Consider the following 16,440-nt stretch of genomic DNA (forward strand, 5'->3'; position numbering starts at 1 on the left):
AGCCGCGTCCGGTGCAAGTGCCGTCTCGTCGCGTGAGCCGTGGCTGCGAGCGCCAGCGAGTGGCGGTGCGATCGCTCAACGCAATCCACTGTCGGCTGCATGCGTCCAATCTGCATCACCCCAAAACTTGCGGAGAGTTTTGGCGTGACCCCGCATCTTCCGCGCACAACGTTTTCCCTTCGTGCGTTTCGTACCCCCTGCATTTTCACGCTGGTTGGCGGTCCTGCTCGTGATCGTCGGTGGTGTTGTCGGCCGCGCCGCGGCGCAGGAGGTTGAAGTGACTACGGTGAAGTTCACCAACGTGCGCGCGCCCACGGGCACGGTCGGCACCTGGCTCGAGACTGACATCACGCTGAACGCCCGGCCGGTCGCCGGCAGTCCGAGCCAGATGGTCTCGCGGGTGCGCGTGACGCTGATCATGGCGTTTGAACTGCCGGCGCCCACGGGCGGCGAACGCCGGCTCGAGCATTATCGCGCGGAGGCCGAATGCGTCGCGCTGGAGCCGGGCCGCGCCAACGTGCGTTTCTATCTGCCACCTGAGATCGTGAAACGCGACCAGCTGCACGGTGACCCCAAGTACTGGGGCATCGAACTCGCCGTCGGCGGCAAGGCCCTGACCGCGAGTCGCGCGGCCTACGTGTCCGCGCTCGGCAGCGCCGAGCAGCGAAAAAACTTCCAGACGCGCGGCGGCGCGGCGGCAGTGGCCAACGATGGGATTTTGCTCCCGCAGTTTTTGACGCCGTTTATGAATGAGTATGCGCGCACGACGCCGTCGTACGTGCGACGCGAGGCCCGTTAATCGGGGTGGATGATACCAGTAACCATAATCCGCTTGCCGCGTCTCGCCCCATCTGAAATCGCCTTTCTCATTCACCACTTATGCGAGCCCCCCGCGTTCTAGCCGTTGATATTGGCGCAGGCCATGTCGCGTGTGGTGTCTTCACGGTCGGCGCTTCCGGCCGGTTGGTGCTGCAACAATTTGCGCTCGAGCCGCACAGTTCGGACCCCTCGCACGAGGCGCGCTGGTCCGTCGAGATCGCCCAGTCGCTCGGAGCCGTCTCGGCCCGCCGCAAGCTCTCCGGCCCCGCGGCCATCGCCGTCCCAGGCCACCTCGCCCTCTCGAAATTCATCAAGACGCCCTCGGTCGCGAAGGAAAAGCGCGGCAAGATCATCGCCTTCGAAGCGGCGGAAAACATTCCGTACCCGCTCGAGGAAGTGGTGTGGGATTATCAGGTCGTCTCGGACGACGGCTTCGATCTCGAGGTGATGCTGAGCGCGGTGAAGTTCGACGCGATGCAGTCGCTCTGCAGCGCCGCTGATGCCGCCGGGTTTCCCGTCGAGCGCGCCACGCCCGCGAGCCTCGCGCTGTGCCACGCGTTCCGCTACAATTACCCGGCCGTTCATGACAGCGTCATCCTGGTGAACATTGGCGCGCGCACCACGAGCCTGATGTTCATGGAGGGCGAACGCTTCTACGTCCGCACGCTCGCGCTCGCCGGCAACGCCGTCACCCAGGCCATCGCCGAGGAACTGCGGATCGATTTTGCGTCCGCCGAGACGCTGAAGATTCAGGTCCTCTCCGGCAAAAGCGATCTGCCGACGGGCTCGCCCTCGCGCGGCGCGGTATTCACCGCCGCCTCCGCGTTCTGCACCAAGCTCCAGGTCGAGATTACGCGTTCCGCGGTCAATCACCGGCGGCAGTCGGGTGGGGCGGCGCCGGTGGCCGCCTACCTCACGGGCGGTGGTTCGCTGATCGATGGACTCGCGGCCGCGCTCTCCGAAAAACTGCGGTTGCCCGTCGAGCGTTACGCATCGCTCAAGAACGTCGATCTCTCGGCCGATGCCCGCGCGGCCGGCGCCGAAGACGCCTCGCCGGTCCTCGCCGATTTGGTCGGTCTCGCCACCCGGCTCGTGCACAAGGCGGAATCCGAGGCGAGTCTGTTGCCGCCCGCGTTGACCGAGGCGCTCGCCTTTCGCAAACGCCAGCCGATGCTCGCGACCGCCGCTTTCTTTGCCGTCCTCGCGCTCGTGCCGCCGATCGTTTATTTTCATGGCGTCACCGCGGCGACGCTCGAACGCATCTCCCGCGTCGACAGCCAGCTCATGCCGCTGCGCTCCGTCGAGAATCGCAACGCCGAGAACCTCCGCCAGATCGAGGAGGCCTCCAAGCAGATCACCGCGCTCAAAGGAGCGTACGAGACCAAGGCCAACTGGATTAACTTCTTCGCGGATCTCCAGGAACGTCTGGTGAAAATCGAGGACGTGTGGCTCGACCGCCTGCAGGTGGTGCGGCCGCCGCTGCCCGAACCAGGAGCGACGCCGGACGCAGCCGTTGCTCAGGGGGCAGGGGACAGTGGAGCGGCGACCGCGGGTGCACCGCCCGCTGATCCCAACGCTCCCGCCGCGCCCGTGGTTCCCGCCGGCCCGCCGTTGCGGCTGGCGCTCAGCGGACGGCTCCTCGATGTGTCGAATCCGCAATCGAAGGTGAGTCCTGATTCGACGCTTCGCGTGAAACAGCTGCTCGCGAGCTTCACCGGTTCCCAATTCATCACCGCGGTCGAGAACGAGCGGTTCGACAATAACCAGAATGGTCTCCTGAAGTTCGACTTCACGCTCGTGATCAATCCCAAGAAGACGCTGTAGCGATGAGCTTCATTCGCAAAAATCCGCTCTTCGCCTTCGCGCTCATTGTGTGCGGCGTCCTCGCCCTCGCCGAACTCGCGTTCATCTATGAGCGCTTTGCCGCCTCGCGCGCCGCGGTCAAACGCCTGGCGCAACGCGAGACCGATCTGCAGAGCATGGCGCAACTCACGCCCCCGCCGACCCGGGACGTCGCCGCCGCGATCGAGGCCGATCTCGCCAAGGCGCAGAAGGCCCTGCTTTCCATGCAGGGCGAACTCAAGGGCCGCGGTCCCGCCGCCGAGCGCATCCGCAGCGCCAAGGTCCCGACGGTCCGCACCGATGCCTATTTCGACCTCGCGACGTTCGTGGAAAAGAGTCGCGAATTCGCCCGGAAGAACGACGTCGAGATTCGCCCCGAAGCCGCGCGCTTCGGTTTCGCCTCCTATACGAATGAAGGCCCGATGCAGGACCACATCGAGCCCGTCTTCCGGCAGCGTCAAATCGCGCAGTATCTGGTCGAAGCCCTGCTCGAGGCGCGCCCGCGCTCGCTCTTCACGGTCAAGCGCGAACGCACGCTCACCAAGGCCGACCGCGAGGCCCAGGCCGCGGCGATTGCCAACGGCCAGCCCGCACCGGAAATCACCGGCGAGGAAGGTCCGGATTACTTCAGCATCGATCCGCGCGTGACCGCCCGTGCGCCGGGCTTCATCGACACGACGGCGTTTCAATTTGTCTTCACGGGCCAGACCGCCGCATTGCGCACATTCCTGAACCGGCTCGCATCCTTCGAACTCCCGGTGCTCGTGCGCGAGGTCGAGGTCGAGACCGCCACCGTGGAGGAATCCGCGCCGGTCGCCCTGACCGAAGACGCCGCCGCGGCCGCCGCTGCGCTCGCCGATCCGGCTGCGGCCGCCGCGACGCCCAATTCCGTTGTACTCACGGTTGCGCCGAAGCCCGCCGTCGTCGCGGCCAAGTCCGCGCCCCGCGCCGTCAAGCCAACCACCGCGGTCCCGATCGTTTCCAAGCCGCTGTCCAAATTCACGGTCACGGTCGAGTTCATTGAACTTGTGCCACCCGCCGCTCCCGCCCCCGCCGACGGTGCTGCTGTCCCGCCGACCTCCTGACCATGGCCGTTCATCCTCGCGACAAACTTCTGGTCGGCGCCGCCTTCGCGGTGGCCCTGATCTCGGCGGCCGGTTTCGGTTATCTGGCGATTCGGCAACCCGGTGCCGACAGCGTGCCAATTGCGCGCGTCGAATTGTCGAACACGCCCTATGAGGCGAAGGCGCCCGACGCGCCGCCGGTGAAGACCGAGACCTGGGGCAATCCGACCTCGCAGAAACGCGGGCGCGAGTGGATCTACGACACCTTCACGCCGCCGGAGATTTTCTACAACGCGCGCTCGAAGCAGTTCACCGTGAAGCCGCCGTCGAGCCTGCTCGACGATGAGGCCGTCGAGGCCTTTGGCGTCGAACTCGTCGCCGTCCGGCCCGAACCGTTCCGGCTGCAACTCATCGGCTACGTGGGCGGGGAGGGGAACTGGCGCGGCACGTTCCAGAATGTTCTTTCGGGCGAGGTCTTTCTCGCCTCGGCCGGTCGGCGCGTGCCGAACCTGAACGTCACCATCAAGAGTCTCGACGTGAAAGCGCAGCCCATCCGCATGGGCGAGAGCATGTCGACGATGCAGCGCGTCGCGACCGCCGTGATCGTGGACGAAAAAGCCGGCCGCGAAATCACGCTGACGCACCGCGAACGGCATTTCACCGGCACGGTCTTCGCGTTTGTGGCGCCGTCCGGCTCGAGCGCGACGCGCGAGGTGCGTTCGGGCGACATGTTCAAGCTCGACGACGCCACGTTCCGCATCGGGCAGATCCAAACCACTCCGCCGACCGTGGAGATCGAGAAGGAATCGCCTTCGCTGCCGCAGCCGGATCGCCGGGTGCTGACGCCCCGGGAGGCCGACGTCCCCGAGGGCCCCGAGACCGAACGCGCGCCCTGAGTCGAACTCCGCCGCCCCCATCCCTTTCCTCCTTTCCCCGCTTCTTCCCCTTTCCAGCAATGAATACTCGCCCCCTTCTCGCGTCCGTGCTCGTCGTGCTCGCCGTCGCCTTCCCCGGCGCGGCCATGCCGTTGCGCGCCGCGCCCGCGCCCAGCCAGACGGACGCCAAGATCCGACTGATGTCCGATGCGCTGCGCGCCCGTGATGCAGGCGATCTCGCCGGTGCCCAGAAGGCGCTCGCCCAGCTGGCCACCCTTTCCCCGAACGATCCCGCGGTGCAGAAGCTCCGCGCCGAAATCGAAGCGCAGGCCGTCGCCCAGCAAAGCGCCCTTGCCGAACGCGCCGCCGCCCAGCAGGCCGCGCTCGCCGCTCCGGCCCCCGTCGCCGCGGCTCCTGTTTCCCGCCCGCCCGCCACCACCACCGGCGGTCCGGCCATGATCGATGTGCGCATCCCCGAGCCCGGCCAGACGCCGCCGCCCGTGACGCCCGGCACGCCGTCCGCCGCCGAAGTGGAGGCCGACGCCATCGCCCGCGCCGAGTCCGCCCGCATCGCCCAGCTCGTGAGCACCGGCCAGACTCAGCTCGCCACCGCTCGCGCGCAGCTGCGCGCCGGCCAGCCCGACGACGCGATCGCCATGGTCGACGCCGCCATCGCCGCGCTGCCCGCCAACGCCCTGACCCAGAAACTCGTCGCCGACCTGAACAAGGAGAAGGCGTCCGCGCTGCTCGAGCGCGCGCAATCCGCCCTCAAGCGCGGCGACTCCGCCACCGCCCGCACCGCCTTGGCCGCCCACGCGCAACTCGCGCCGTCGTCCACGCGCGCCCAAAGCATCGAGCGCCAGATTGCCCGCGCCGAAGCCAAGCCCGTCAACGCCGCCGTCGACCCGGGCTTCGTCGCCGATCGCGCCGCCACCGCCCAACTCATCGCCAAGGGCCGCGCCCAATATGTAGCCGGTGACCTCGACGGCGCGCAGGGCACGTTCCGCGCCATCGAAGCCCAGGAGCCCGACAACACGGTCGCGAAGGGATTCTTGCTCCGCATCGCCGAGGAGAAGACCGAGACCGGTGCCCTCAATCGTGAGAAAACCCGCGCGCAACTGCTCGAGGAAGTGGCCAAGAGCTGGCAGCGCCCCGGAATTTACCAGGAACGGGTTCGTGAACCCTCGGCCGTCGAGGCCGCGGCACCGTTGGTTCAGAAGCTGAACTCCATTATCATCCCGGAGTTCGTTTATTCGAAAGCGTCACTCCGAGACATCGTGAATATTCTGGGTGAAATCTCAGCCACGTATGACCCGAGCAATTCGTCCCCCAAAGGGGTAAATGTGGCTCTCATTGACCCGACCGACAAGAACCCAACTGTAACAATTGCACTTCGAGGGATGTCGCTAAAGCGGGTTCTAGATCTCGTGACTGAACAGGTGAGCTACCAATATGAAGTCCAGTCGGACGCTGTAATCGTCCGTCCCGGTGGCGAGACGTCCACGCTCGAGACCCAGTTCTTCCCCGTCACGCGCGCCACGGTGCTGCGCATGAGCGGCATGTCCTCGTCGGCCGGCGGCGCCGCCGGAGCGGGCCGCGATCCCTACGCCGCGGGTGGCGCCGGCGCGGAACCGACCGCCAGTGGCGGCGAGGCGTCCGCGATGCGCGCGTTCCTGACCCAGGCTGGCGTCAGCTTCAGCGTCGAAGGCAGCTCGCTCGCCTACGACGGTTCGGCGATCATCGTGACGCAGACCGCGCGCAACAACGAGCGCATCCGGAACATTCTCGCCCGTTACAACGACGTCCGTCAGGTCGAGATCGAGGCGAAGTTCATGGAAGTGCAGGAAGGCGCGCTCGAGGAACTCGGCGTGACTTGGAACCTCTCCCGTCGCGGCGTGCCGCGCGTGAACCCCGCCACCGGCGCACCCGTGCTCGACAGCAACGGCCGGCAGATCTTCGACCCGCAGGAGCTCTACACGAGCGCCGGCATCAACCGTTCGCTCGTCGGCGCGTTCCCGAGCACTTCGAACGCGAATGCCCTCGTGATCAAGGATCCCGCCATCACGACCTCGGACACCGATCCGAACCAGACGACCGGCCAGCTTCGCGTGCCCGTCGCCCCGACCAACATTCCCGGCGCCGTTCAGCTCGCGGCCACCGCCAACGCGCTCGCCAACATCGTTGGCTTCGTCGGCGAGTTCGACGTCAGCGCCGCCGTCCGCGCGCTCTCGCAGAAGCAGGGCACCGACCTCCTCAGCTCTCCGAAACTCACCGTCCTTTCCGGTAATCCCGCCAACATCACCGTCGCGCAGGAACTGCGTTATCCGCAGAGCTACGGTGAAATTCAAAGCCAAGTCGGCACGGGTGCGGTCGCTGGTGGCGCCGCCGGTGTGACGATCACGGCCGGCACGCCGCAGGAGTTCACCTCGCGCAACGTCGGCGTGGAATTGAAGGTGACGCCCACCGTTGAGGAGGACGATTACAGCATCAGCCTCGACCTGAACCCGAAGGTCACGGAGTTCGAGGGCTTCGTTGAATACGGCGGACCGAGCGTGGCCATCTCCGGCACGACCACGGTGACGGTGCCGCCCGGGTTCTATCAGCCGATTTTCTCCGTCCGCGACATCTCGACCAAGGTGACCATCTGGGACGGCGCGACGCTCGTCATGGGCGGCCTCACGCGCGAAGAGGTGAAGAAGGTGAACGACAAGGTGCCGTTCTTCGGTGACCTCCCGCTCGTCGGCCGGCTCTTCCGGTCGAAGGGTGAAAGCGCGCAGAAACGAAACCTGCTGATCTTCGTGACGGCGAATCTGGTGAGCCCCGGTGGCTCGCCGAAGAAGCAGTCGTTGAAGAACACGCCGGCGAACTCGCTCTTCCAGAATCCCACCATCGTGACTCCTGCCAGCGCCGAGCCGCGCACGCGCAGCGGGGCCAAGTAATCTGTTCACGACGCCCGTCATGAAAACTTTCCTCCGGCGATTCTTTTCCGCCGCGTCCGTTCCCGGATCGACTGTGGGCGGGGTGTCCGCACCCCGCTTGCGTTCGTCATCCTCATCCGAAGTTCGCGGGGTGGGGGCACCCCGCCCACAGGGGAATGTACTCGTCGCGAGTATGCGCGCCCTGACGGCGCTCTGCGCCGTGACCATGTTGGCGGCGACGACGGCGTTCGCGACGCCGACGATTTCGATTACCTCGCCAGGAACCGGTAGTACGCAAACGTTGGCAGGGAGCCCGCCTAGCTTCATCATCGTAGCAAACGTGGGTATAGGGAGCAGTCCGGTCGGCACTCAGGTTTCTTCGGTGACGTTCTTTGCTAACGGTACGTCGATTGGAACGGTAGGAGGTGGCGCTTTTGGTCCTTCATACCAAATTCCTTGGTTTCCGTCTTCGCCTGGCACGTACACTCTGACGGCGTCTGTGACCGATACGTCGGTGGTGACCACCGGCACGACGCCGAATTTGAACACGGCGACTTCCCCCTTGGTGATCGTAACAGTGAATGGATTCGGTCCCTCGGTGACATTGGATACGCCGGCCAACGGCTCGTCGCTTGGCCTCGGTTCGACGGTGCCACTCACGGCAACGGCGTCCCCCAGCGGTGGCTCCACCATCACGAAAGTTGATTTCCTCGCCGGGTCGACCGTGATTGGCAGCTCGTTTTCAGCGCCGTACTCATTCAATTGGATTCCGGCCGCGTCTGGCTCCGTGAGCCTCACGGCCCGGGCCACTGATTCCGCCGGTTTCAGCGCTTCTTCGACTCCGGCCGTGGTCAACGTAACCGTTCCGACCGTCGTTCTCACGAGCCCATTGAGCGGTTCTGGTGTGACGGTGGGATCAGTCGTTCCCTTGAATGCATCTGCCACGGCCGTTTCTCCAGCGACCGTCACCAAAGTTGATTTTCTTGCAGGTACGACCCTTGTCGGCACGGCCATCAATCCGCCCTACAGCGTAAATTGGACGCCCACCGCTGCGGGCAACGTTACCCTGACAGCACGTGTTACGGACTCCAATGGGGCTCCGGTCACCTCGTCGGCAGTCATCGTTACAGTATCTCCGATCACGACAACCACGCCGACGGTCGCTCTGACTACGCCGAGTAACGGTGCCTCTGTTGCTATCGGAAGTGCCACCACGCTGACGGCGACGGCAAGCGCTGGTACGAACGCGACGGTTGCCCGCGTGGATTTTCTTGCAGGTACGACCATTGTCGGAACGTCATTTGCCTCTCCTTACTCTGTCAGCTGGACGCCGACAGCGGCGGGCGCAGTTACATTGTCCGCCCGGGTAACGGATTCACTTGGGGCGGTGGCCACTTCGGCGACCGTCGGTGTAAACGTGACGAGTGCCCCATCGTTCACCGTCGCTCTCGCTCTCACCGGCTCGTCCGCCATTCCCGCCGGCTCGACTCGTGCGCTCACGGCCACGGTCACGGGCGGCGGCCTGATCGATCGCGTGTCGGTGTACTACGATGGCAATACGCTCGTCGGCACCGACACGACCGCACCCTACAATTTCCTGTTCACCGCTCCGAACACCGTCGGCACACATCTGCTCACGGCCGTGGCGACTGATGTCAACGGCCAGGAGGCGACTTCGACACCGGTGCAGATTTCCTTATCAGGTACGATTGGTTCGGCGCCTTTGGCGGCAATCGTCACGCCTGCTAACGGTTCTTTCATCGGGGTGAATGCCGTCACTCCAATCACCGGTACGGCCTCCGATGTGGATGGCTCAATTTCGTCAGTGCAGGTTTTCGTGAACGGTACGTCGATTGGCAACGCCACGGTGTCGGGCCCAACCTGGAGCATCAATTGGACTCCCACGGTCTCGGGCATCGCTTCGATTACCGCTATTGCCACCGACAATAGCGGCAACGCCGTCGCAGCGCCGGCAGTGGGCGTTTCGGTGACAGATAGCTCATCACCCAGCATCGCTCTTTCGTTTGCGCCAGGACCGGCGCCATCTCCGATTCTCACCATGCCCAGCGGAGCCGTGCGTAACGTTCTCGCGACCGTGGCCCCCTCGACGGGCCGAGCCATTGTCCGCGTGGAATTCTTCGTCGACGGCACAAAAGTTGGAGAAGACACCTCGCTTCCTTACAGCTACCGCTATGTGGCACCGCCGCTCGGCGACGGCGAGCAGTCGCGTACCTTCGTGCTTTCGGCCCGTGCTACGGACAATGCGGGCGCAGCGCGCGATACGCTCACTTCCATTTTGGTCGTCACTCCGATCGGCCAGCCGCCGACCGTGAGTTTGCTCACGCCGACGAACAACGCCGCCGTCGTCCCGAATGCAGCCGTCAGCCTCGCGGCCACTGCCGTAGCAAATGGCGGCACCGTCGCGTCGGTCCAGTTCTTCGTGAATGGAAGCCCTGCACTCGTGAATAGCGGCAATCCAGTTATCATTCCTCCCGCAACTTCGTACACCTCTACGTTCACGCCGACGGCTCCCGGCACCTATACCATCGATGCGATCGCCACGGATGACCGCGGCAACACACGCGTATCCACCTCAGCGACGATCACGGCCGCGTTTGCGACGCCGACCGTCACCATCACCACGCCGAATCCGAACGCCACGGCGCGGGCGACGCCGAACGTGCCGTTGAACCTCGCGGCCACCGCCACGGTGCAGACCGGCGCAGGTGCGGCCGTGCTGCTCGTGGAGTTCCTCCTCGATGGCCAGCAGATCGGTGCGGACACATCCCCGCCGTACACCTTCTCGTGGACGCCGACCGTGGCGCAACTCGGCCAGCACGTGCTGACCGCGCGCGTGACCGACACCAACTCCCAGACGGCTACCTCGGTCCCGGTGAACGTGAACGTCGCCACGCTCGTCGGCACGCCGCCCACCATCTCGATCACACAGCCGGCCCTCGGCGGTGGCGTCGGCCAGGCGGGCAATCTGCAGAGCCTCTCGACCGTCAATTTCGTCGCCAACGCTTCGTCCCCGGCGACCGGCGTCACGATCACGAGCGTCGAGTTCTTCCTGAACGACGTCAGCATCGGCACCGGCAGCCGCGAGCAGGCGACGAATCTCTACCGCCTTGCGTACGACTTCCAGCGCTTCGACTTCTCGACCGCGCCGAGTGTGCTCGACCCGAACACCGGCAGCCTGCGTTACACGCCGATCCCGCTCTACGCGATCGCGCGCGACAGTAACAACAACCAGACGGTCACGAATCCGATCAACCTCACGGTCAATCCGTCGACAAGTTCGCCGCCCTCGATCCAGCTGCTCGCGCTGTCGCCGACCACGCTCACCCAGGGCCAGCAGTTCTTCATTCTGCCCAACTTTGCCGACGCTGACGGCACCGTCACGCAGTTGCAGCTCTTCGTGAACGGCACGTTGAACACCGCGCTCGGCAACCCGCAGCAGAATCAGCTGATCACGTATAACGCGAACACCGCGGGACGCTTTAACCTGTACGTCGTCGCGGCTGACGACACCGGCAACACCGTCGTCTCCACGCCGTCGATCGTCGTGAACGTCACCGCGGTCAACGCCCCGGTCACCGAGATCACGCGGCCGGCCGACGACACCACGGCGACCACCGTCAACGCCCCGGTCTTCCTCGAAGGCACAGCCGTCAATTCCAGCACGACGCAGGTGCCGAACATGCAGTTCATCGCGACCGCCAGCGGCGGTGCGCGCACTACGATCAACGGCACGCGCGTGGGCACGACGAACACGTTCCGCGCGATTTGGACGCCGACGGCCGCGGACACCTACACTGTCACCACGCAGGCCACGGTCGGCACGGCGCAGGGGACGAGCACGACCTCTCGCCGCGTCACGGTCGCCAATCTCGTCGGCCTTGCGCCCACGGTGTCGATCAACACGCCGGGCAGCGCGACGACGGCGTCCACGGTCAACTTCACCGCGACGGCGGCGGATTCCGACGGCTCCGTGGTCGAGGTCGAGTTCTTCCTCAATCGCGACAGCATCGGCCAGGCGGTGCGCGATCCGTCGGCCAGCACGTGGCGCGTCACGGCGTCGTTTGCCGGCATCCCTCCGGGCACAGCTGAAGTCGTCGCCCGCGCGCGCGACAGCTCCGGCAACGTGGCGGCGTCGACGACGAACACGGTCACCGTCACGGCAGCCTCGAGCATTGCGCCGTCGGTCACGGTCAATCCTTCGACCGTCAACGCGGCCTTCAACCGCCAGGTGCAGTTGCAGTCGAACGCCCGCGATGCGGACGGCACCATCACGTCGGTGCAGTATTTCTCGAACGCCACGAGCCTCGGCACCTCGGGCAACGCCGGCACGAATTATCAGGTGAACTGGACGCCGAATGCGTCCGGCACGTTCAACGTGTGGGCGCTGGCGACCGACAACACCGGAAACACCACCGTGGCCTCAACCATCCAGGTTTTGGTCCGGCGCAACAATCCGGTCCTCGAGGACGCGGCCTTCGTGCTGCAGACTTATCAGGACATCGCCAACACCACGACGATCAATCCGCTGGTGTTTGACGACATCGTCGCTCGACTTGGATCGGGCGCGTTGACCCGCTCCGATGTGGTTGTGTCGTTGGTCGATCAACCTGGCTTCACTGCGCCGGTGCAATTGCTCGCCGCCTACTACGTGCTCATGGGGCAGTGGCCGACGCCGTCGAACTACACCACGCTGCTCGCCACTGCGCGCGGCAGTCTTTCGAACGCTGTGGGCCAGATCATCGGCTCCAACGAATACTTCGCCAAGTATGGCGTGGTGCCGACCGTGGCGTTGCTCAACAGCCCCACGAGCGTGCTGCCCGCCGACACCTACATCGCGCGCCTGTGGCAGGCCGCCGGCCTGGGTTCGCCGAGCGCGCAGGCCAACGTGGCCTTCCGTAGCAACAACACGCTGACCGCAACCCTCGGCCGCGGCTACAATAGCATCGGACTGAATCAGGCGCTCGCCGAGTTCATCACGAACACGAATTCCACCAACACCGCGCTCTACAATCGGGCCCGCGCCGCGGCACTCTATTATCAACTCGATCGTCCACCGGTCACCGTGACCGTCGACCAGATTACGGCGCGTGTCACCGAGCTGGTGGCGCTCGCAGACAACAAGGCGATCGCAGATGCGGCGTTGAAGGACCTTCTCTACAACTACCGCTACGTTACGATCACGAAGCACCCCGAGTCGCTCGTCGTCTCCGCCCGTTCCGGCGCGTTGTTCAGCGTCGAAGCCCAGGGTGCGCCGCCGCTGGCCTACCAGTGGCTGCTGAACGGCGCCCCGCTCTCCGGAGCCACCAACGCGCTGCTGAGTCTGACCAACGTGGATACGACCCGCGTCGGCACGTACACCGCAGTGGTCACGTCGAGCGCCGGTTCGGCCACGAGCGATCCCGCCACGCTGACCTTGTCCACGACGCCCACGCGGCTCGCGAACATCTCGACCCGAGGCGTGACGGCTGGCGGCGACAACGTGCTCATCGGCGGATTCGTCGTATCCGGCACGGCCGGACAATCGCGCCAGATGTTGATTCGCGTGGTCGGGCCCACGTTGAGCGGACCGCCGTTCAACGTCACCGGCACGCTCGGCAATCCGCGCCTCGAAGTTTACGCGAACAACAACCCCACGCCCGTGCTCACCAATGATGATTGGGGCAGCCAGGCGGGTGGGGCGGCGCAGGTCCAGCAGGTGCAACAGGCCGTGACGCGGGCCGGAGCCTTCGCGTTCGCCGGTCCGAATTCCAACGATGCTGCCGTCGTGGCGGCCTTGCCGCCCGGTCTGTACACCGTGCAGGCCAAGGGGCCGGCGGCGAATGCCGGCGCGTCCGGCGTCGTGTTGATTGAAGTGTACGATGTCACCCAGGGCGGCCCGGCCGGTCCGAAGGCGTCGAATGTCTCGACCCGCGGCAATGTCGGCACGGGCACCAACATCCTCATTGCCGGCTTCGTCGTGAACGGCACGGCCTCGCGCCGCATGTTGATTCGTGGCGTCGGTCCGACGCTGGCCAACCTTCGCGTGCCCGGCGTGCTCGCCGATCCGCGTCTTACGCTCATCGATCAGGCGAGCGGCCGCACGATCCGGACGAACGACGACTGGGCTTCCGGCGACGACGCCGCGATCATCGCGCAGGCCGCGACGGCGGCGGGCGCGTTCCCGCTGGCCAACGGCAGCAAGGACGCCGCGATGATCGTCATGCTCCCGCCCGGCGCCTACACCGTGCAGCTCAGCGGCGCGAACAACGGCACCGGCGTGGCGATCGTGGAAGTGTACGATGTCGATCCGTGAGCGCGGTCGCCGCGCTCAGTTGAAAGTTGAAGGCTGAAAGTTGAAAGCCCTGACACCATTGAGGTGCATCAGGGCTTTCGAATTGATCTAGGGACCGTTCAAGGCCGCCGGCTCGCGAGCACGCGGCAATTTCTGCTTTCAACTTTCAACCTTCAACTTTCAACTGCCGGCAGCATGTCCAAATGGCTTCTCGTCGATGGCTTCAACCTGGCGTACCGCTGTTTTCATGCGCTGCCGGAGCTCACGCGCGCGGACGGGTTTCCCACCGGGGCGCTGCACGGCTGGGTGAAGTCGCTGTGGAAGCTGATCGATCTCGAGAAGCCTGATTCGACGCTGGTCTTTTTCGACCTCGGTGGCTCAGCGGAGCGGGAGGCGTTGCACGCGGCCTACAAGGCGCAGCGCAAGCCGATGCCGGATCCGTTGCGGCTGCAGATCGATCCGATCAAGGCGCTGACGCGGGCGATGGGGCTCGCGGGCATCGAGCAGGACGGGGTGGAGAGCGACGACTTGCTGGCCGCCGAGGCGGTGACCTTGGCGCGGGCGGGGCATGACGTCGTGATCGTGAGCAGCGACAAGGATTTCGCGCAGATCGTCGGCGAGCGCATCAAAATCATGCTACCGCCGCCGTCGGCGAATCCGAAGCTCGGCTGGCGGCTGCTGGATGCCGCGGGCGTGCAGGATAAATTTGGCGTGCCGCCGGCGCAGATTGCGGACTATCTCGCGCTGGTCGGCGATACGTCGGACAACATTCCCGGCATTGACGGCGTGGGTCCCAAGACCGCCGCGAAATGGCTGGCCGACTGTGGTGGCACGGTCGAGGGCGTGATCGCGAAGGCCGCGGAGTTGAAGCCCGATCGGTTTCGGGCGGTGGTCGCGGCGGACGCCGATCGTCTGCGGATGAATCTGAAGCTGACGACGCTCAACCTGTCACTGCCCCCGGTGAAGCCCGAATGGCGTACGCCGCAACCGGAGGAGTTGGTGCGGATGCTCGACGGCTACGAGATGCGCACGACGGCGCAGGATGCGCGGAAGCGTTACGGGGTCGGTGGCGGAATGGGGACGGGGGGCGGGGAGAGACAGGAGACAGGGGACAGGGGACGGGAAACAGGGGACAGGAGACAGGGGACGGGAGACAGACGAGAGGCGGAACAGGGAGAGTTGTTTTGAGACGGAGGATCAGAGGAGAAACGGATGGGGATTCTGGATCATCGAGCCGAGCATGCGGCCGACTTCGCGTTTCAGTGCGAGCAGATCCGCCGTTTCGGATTCGTTCAGATAGCGGTCTCTGCGTGCGCAGAGCAGCCAGTGTTCCACCTCATGATTCTCTCCATCGGCATCGGTCAGTTTACTGACGAAGTGCGCTTCGTAGCGACGTTTGCCCCAGGCTTCCGCCAAGTTCGCTCCTACCGAGCGCGACGATCGGCGGATCTGATCGGTGAGTGAATAGCGTTCTTCGGCGGGCCAGCGCTTCGACAGAATGAAAACTCGCGTGGCCAGTTCGCTGCTTTTCCGGTAGACAATGAGTTCAGTGAAGTGAGTCACCATGGCGTGCCATGGCGTCATCTCCTAACCTGTCCCCTGTCACCAGTCCCCTGTCTACTGTATTCAGAGTCCTTCCTTGGACTCCCCGCGCGGATCGAAAATATAACCGATGCCGTGCACGGTGCGGAAGGCCTTCAACTCCAGGCCGTGGTCGGCGAAGAGATCGCGGACTTTCACGATGTACTGATCGAGGGAGCGACTGCGGACGTCGGCGTGCATGCCCCACACGGAATGGATCAGCGCCTTGCGGGTGATTACCTGACCCGGATGGGCGTTGAGGTAGGCGAGGATGCCCAGTTCCTTGCGGCCCAGCTTGAGCGTGGCACCGTCGGGAAACGAAATTTCGAGGCGCAGCGGGGTGACCTTGGCTCCGCAGAAGTCGAACGGATCATCGCTGATCTTCACGTTCTTCGTGACATTCTGGTCGGCATTCGACTCCGTGCGCCGCAGGACCGCGCGGATGCGGGCGACGAGTTCGGCGTAGCTGAACGGCTTGGTGACGTAGTCGTCGGCGCCGATGTCGAGACCCTTGACCTTGCTCGTTTCCTCGATGTTGCCCGTCACGAAGATGACCGGGACCGAGATATCCTGCGCCTTGAGATCGTCGACGAGCGAGAAGCCGGACTGATCGGGCAGATTGATGTCGAGGAGGATCAGGTTGGCGAAGTTCTTCTTGAGAAACTTGAGCGCGTGCTGGGCGCGATTGCAGACCTGCGTGTGCATGCCGGCCTTCTCCAAATGCACTGAAATCAGAGCGGCGAGTTCCGGCTCGTCTTCGACAATAACGATGAGCGGCTTCGGTTCGGTGCGAGCGGGAGTAGGAGTGGGCATGACCAATCGACGTGACGGTGTTTTTTACAATCGAACGAGGGGATGTCAACCACCGCCCGGGAAACGTTTTCGGCGCAACGTGACGCAAGGTGAAGCGGAATCCGGGCGATTGAAGCGGGAGGAGCGGCCACGGACCGCGCTTTTCCCGTTTTGTGCCCGCGATGTGATCGGGAAATAGGCTTGAACGCGCTCGCGGTGGCGTGTGCCTTCGGCCTGTGTCCGAAAAAGCTCCCCTG

General features: G+C 64.9%; 9 protein-coding genes and 1 pseudogene. 8 read left to right on the top strand and 2 right to left on the bottom strand.

All coding sequences use genetic code 11. From position 1 onward, the window contains the following. Window positions 1-181 precede the first annotated feature (181 nt). The 8 genes and pseudogenes from ACLJEU_RS11090 to ACLJEU_RS11125 all read left to right on the top strand — a co-directional run bounded on the left by ACLJEU_RS11090 (window position 182) and on the right by ACLJEU_RS11125 (window position 14,998). Complete coding sequence (locus tag ACLJEU_RS11090) at window positions 182-799, top strand: hypothetical protein (RefSeq protein WP_414664944.1); 618 nt, start codon at window positions 182-184, stop codon at window positions 797-799. A gap of 80 nt (window positions 800-879) precedes the next feature. Beyond that, on the top strand, window positions 880-2,643 hold the full coding sequence (pilM, locus tag ACLJEU_RS11095) for a pilus assembly protein PilM (protein ID WP_414664943.1): 1,764 nt from the start codon (window positions 880-882) through the stop codon (window positions 2,641-2,643). A 2-nt stretch (window positions 2,644-2,645) separates the two neighbouring features. Continuing rightward, window positions 2,646-3,746 carry a hypothetical protein gene (locus ACLJEU_RS11100; RefSeq protein ID WP_414664942.1) on the top strand — a complete coding sequence of 367 codons (1,101 nt, stop codon included), beginning with the start codon at window positions 2,646-2,648 and terminating at the stop codon, window positions 3,744-3,746. Between the two features lie 2 nt (window positions 3,747-3,748). Next, the gene (locus tag ACLJEU_RS11105; protein ID WP_414664941.1) at window positions 3,749-4,621 is read left to right on the top strand and encodes a hypothetical protein; all 873 of its coding nucleotides are present in this window, start codon (window positions 3,749-3,751) and stop codon (window positions 4,619-4,621) included. A 59-nt stretch (window positions 4,622-4,680) separates the two neighbouring features. Then, the gene (locus ACLJEU_RS11110) at window positions 4,681-7,539 is read left to right on the top strand and encodes a type II secretory pathway, component PulD (RefSeq protein ID WP_414664940.1); all 2,859 of its coding nucleotides are present in this window, start codon (window positions 4,681-4,683) and stop codon (window positions 7,537-7,539) included. Window positions 7,540-7,744: 205 nt separating this feature from the next. Further along, window positions 7,745-8,869, top strand: a pseudogene (locus ACLJEU_RS11115) (Ig-like domain-containing protein); the annotation flags it as partial. Between the two features lie 36 nt (window positions 8,870-8,905). Continuing rightward, window positions 8,906-13,831 (top strand): beta strand repeat-containing protein, encoded by a 4,926-nt coding sequence (locus ACLJEU_RS11120; RefSeq protein WP_414664971.1) that lies wholly within the window; start codon window positions 8,906-8,908, stop codon window positions 13,829-13,831. A 174-nt stretch (window positions 13,832-14,005) separates the two neighbouring features. After that, window positions 14,006-14,998 carry a 5'-3' exonuclease gene (locus ACLJEU_RS11125; RefSeq protein ID WP_414664939.1) on the top strand — a complete coding sequence of 331 codons (993 nt, stop codon included), beginning with the start codon at window positions 14,006-14,008 and terminating at the stop codon, window positions 14,996-14,998. Window positions 14,999-15,007: 9 nt separating this feature from the next. Here ACLJEU_RS11125 and ACLJEU_RS11130 read toward each other — a convergent pair whose 3' ends face one another. Beyond that, window positions 15,008-15,376, bottom strand: a complete 369-nt coding sequence (locus ACLJEU_RS11130) for a four helix bundle protein (protein WP_414664938.1) — start codon at window positions 15,374-15,376, stop codon at window positions 15,008-15,010. 60 nt (window positions 15,377-15,436) lie between these two features. Next, window positions 15,437-16,204 (bottom strand): response regulator transcription factor, encoded by a 768-nt coding sequence (locus ACLJEU_RS11135; RefSeq protein ID WP_414664937.1) that lies wholly within the window; start codon window positions 16,202-16,204, stop codon window positions 15,437-15,439. Between the last annotated feature and the right edge of the window lie 236 nt (window positions 16,205-16,440).

The organism is Terrisphaera buseokensis, from assembly GCF_047521145.2.
Lineage (GTDB): Bacteria > Verrucomicrobiota > Verrucomicrobiia > Opitutales > Opitutaceae > ER46.

Bases quoted from the DNA above. Each gene is read 5' to 3' on its own strand.
- pilM (WP_414664943.1), top strand. From the start codon at position 880: ATGCGAGCCCCCCGCGTTCTAGCCGTTGATATTGGCGCAGGCCATGTC.
- ACLJEU_RS11100 (WP_414664942.1), top strand. From the start codon at position 2,646: ATGAGCTTCATTCGCAAAAATCCGCTCTTCGCCTTCGCGCTCATTGTG.
- ACLJEU_RS11105 (WP_414664941.1), top strand. From the start codon at position 3,749: ATGGCCGTTCATCCTCGCGACAAACTTCTGGTCGGCGCCGCCTTCGCG.
- ACLJEU_RS11110 (WP_414664940.1), top strand. From the start codon at position 4,681: ATGAATACTCGCCCCCTTCTCGCGTCCGTGCTCGTCGTGCTCGCCGTC.
- ACLJEU_RS11125 (WP_414664939.1), top strand. From the start codon at position 14,006: ATGTCCAAATGGCTTCTCGTCGATGGCTTCAACCTGGCGTACCGCTGT.
- ACLJEU_RS11130 (WP_414664938.1), bottom strand. From the start codon at position 15,376: ATGGTGACTCACTTCACTGAACTCATTGTCTACCGGAAAAGCAGCGAA.
- ACLJEU_RS11135 (WP_414664937.1), bottom strand. From the start codon at position 16,204: ATGCCCACTCCTACTCCCGCTCGCACCGAACCGAAGCCGCTCATCGTT.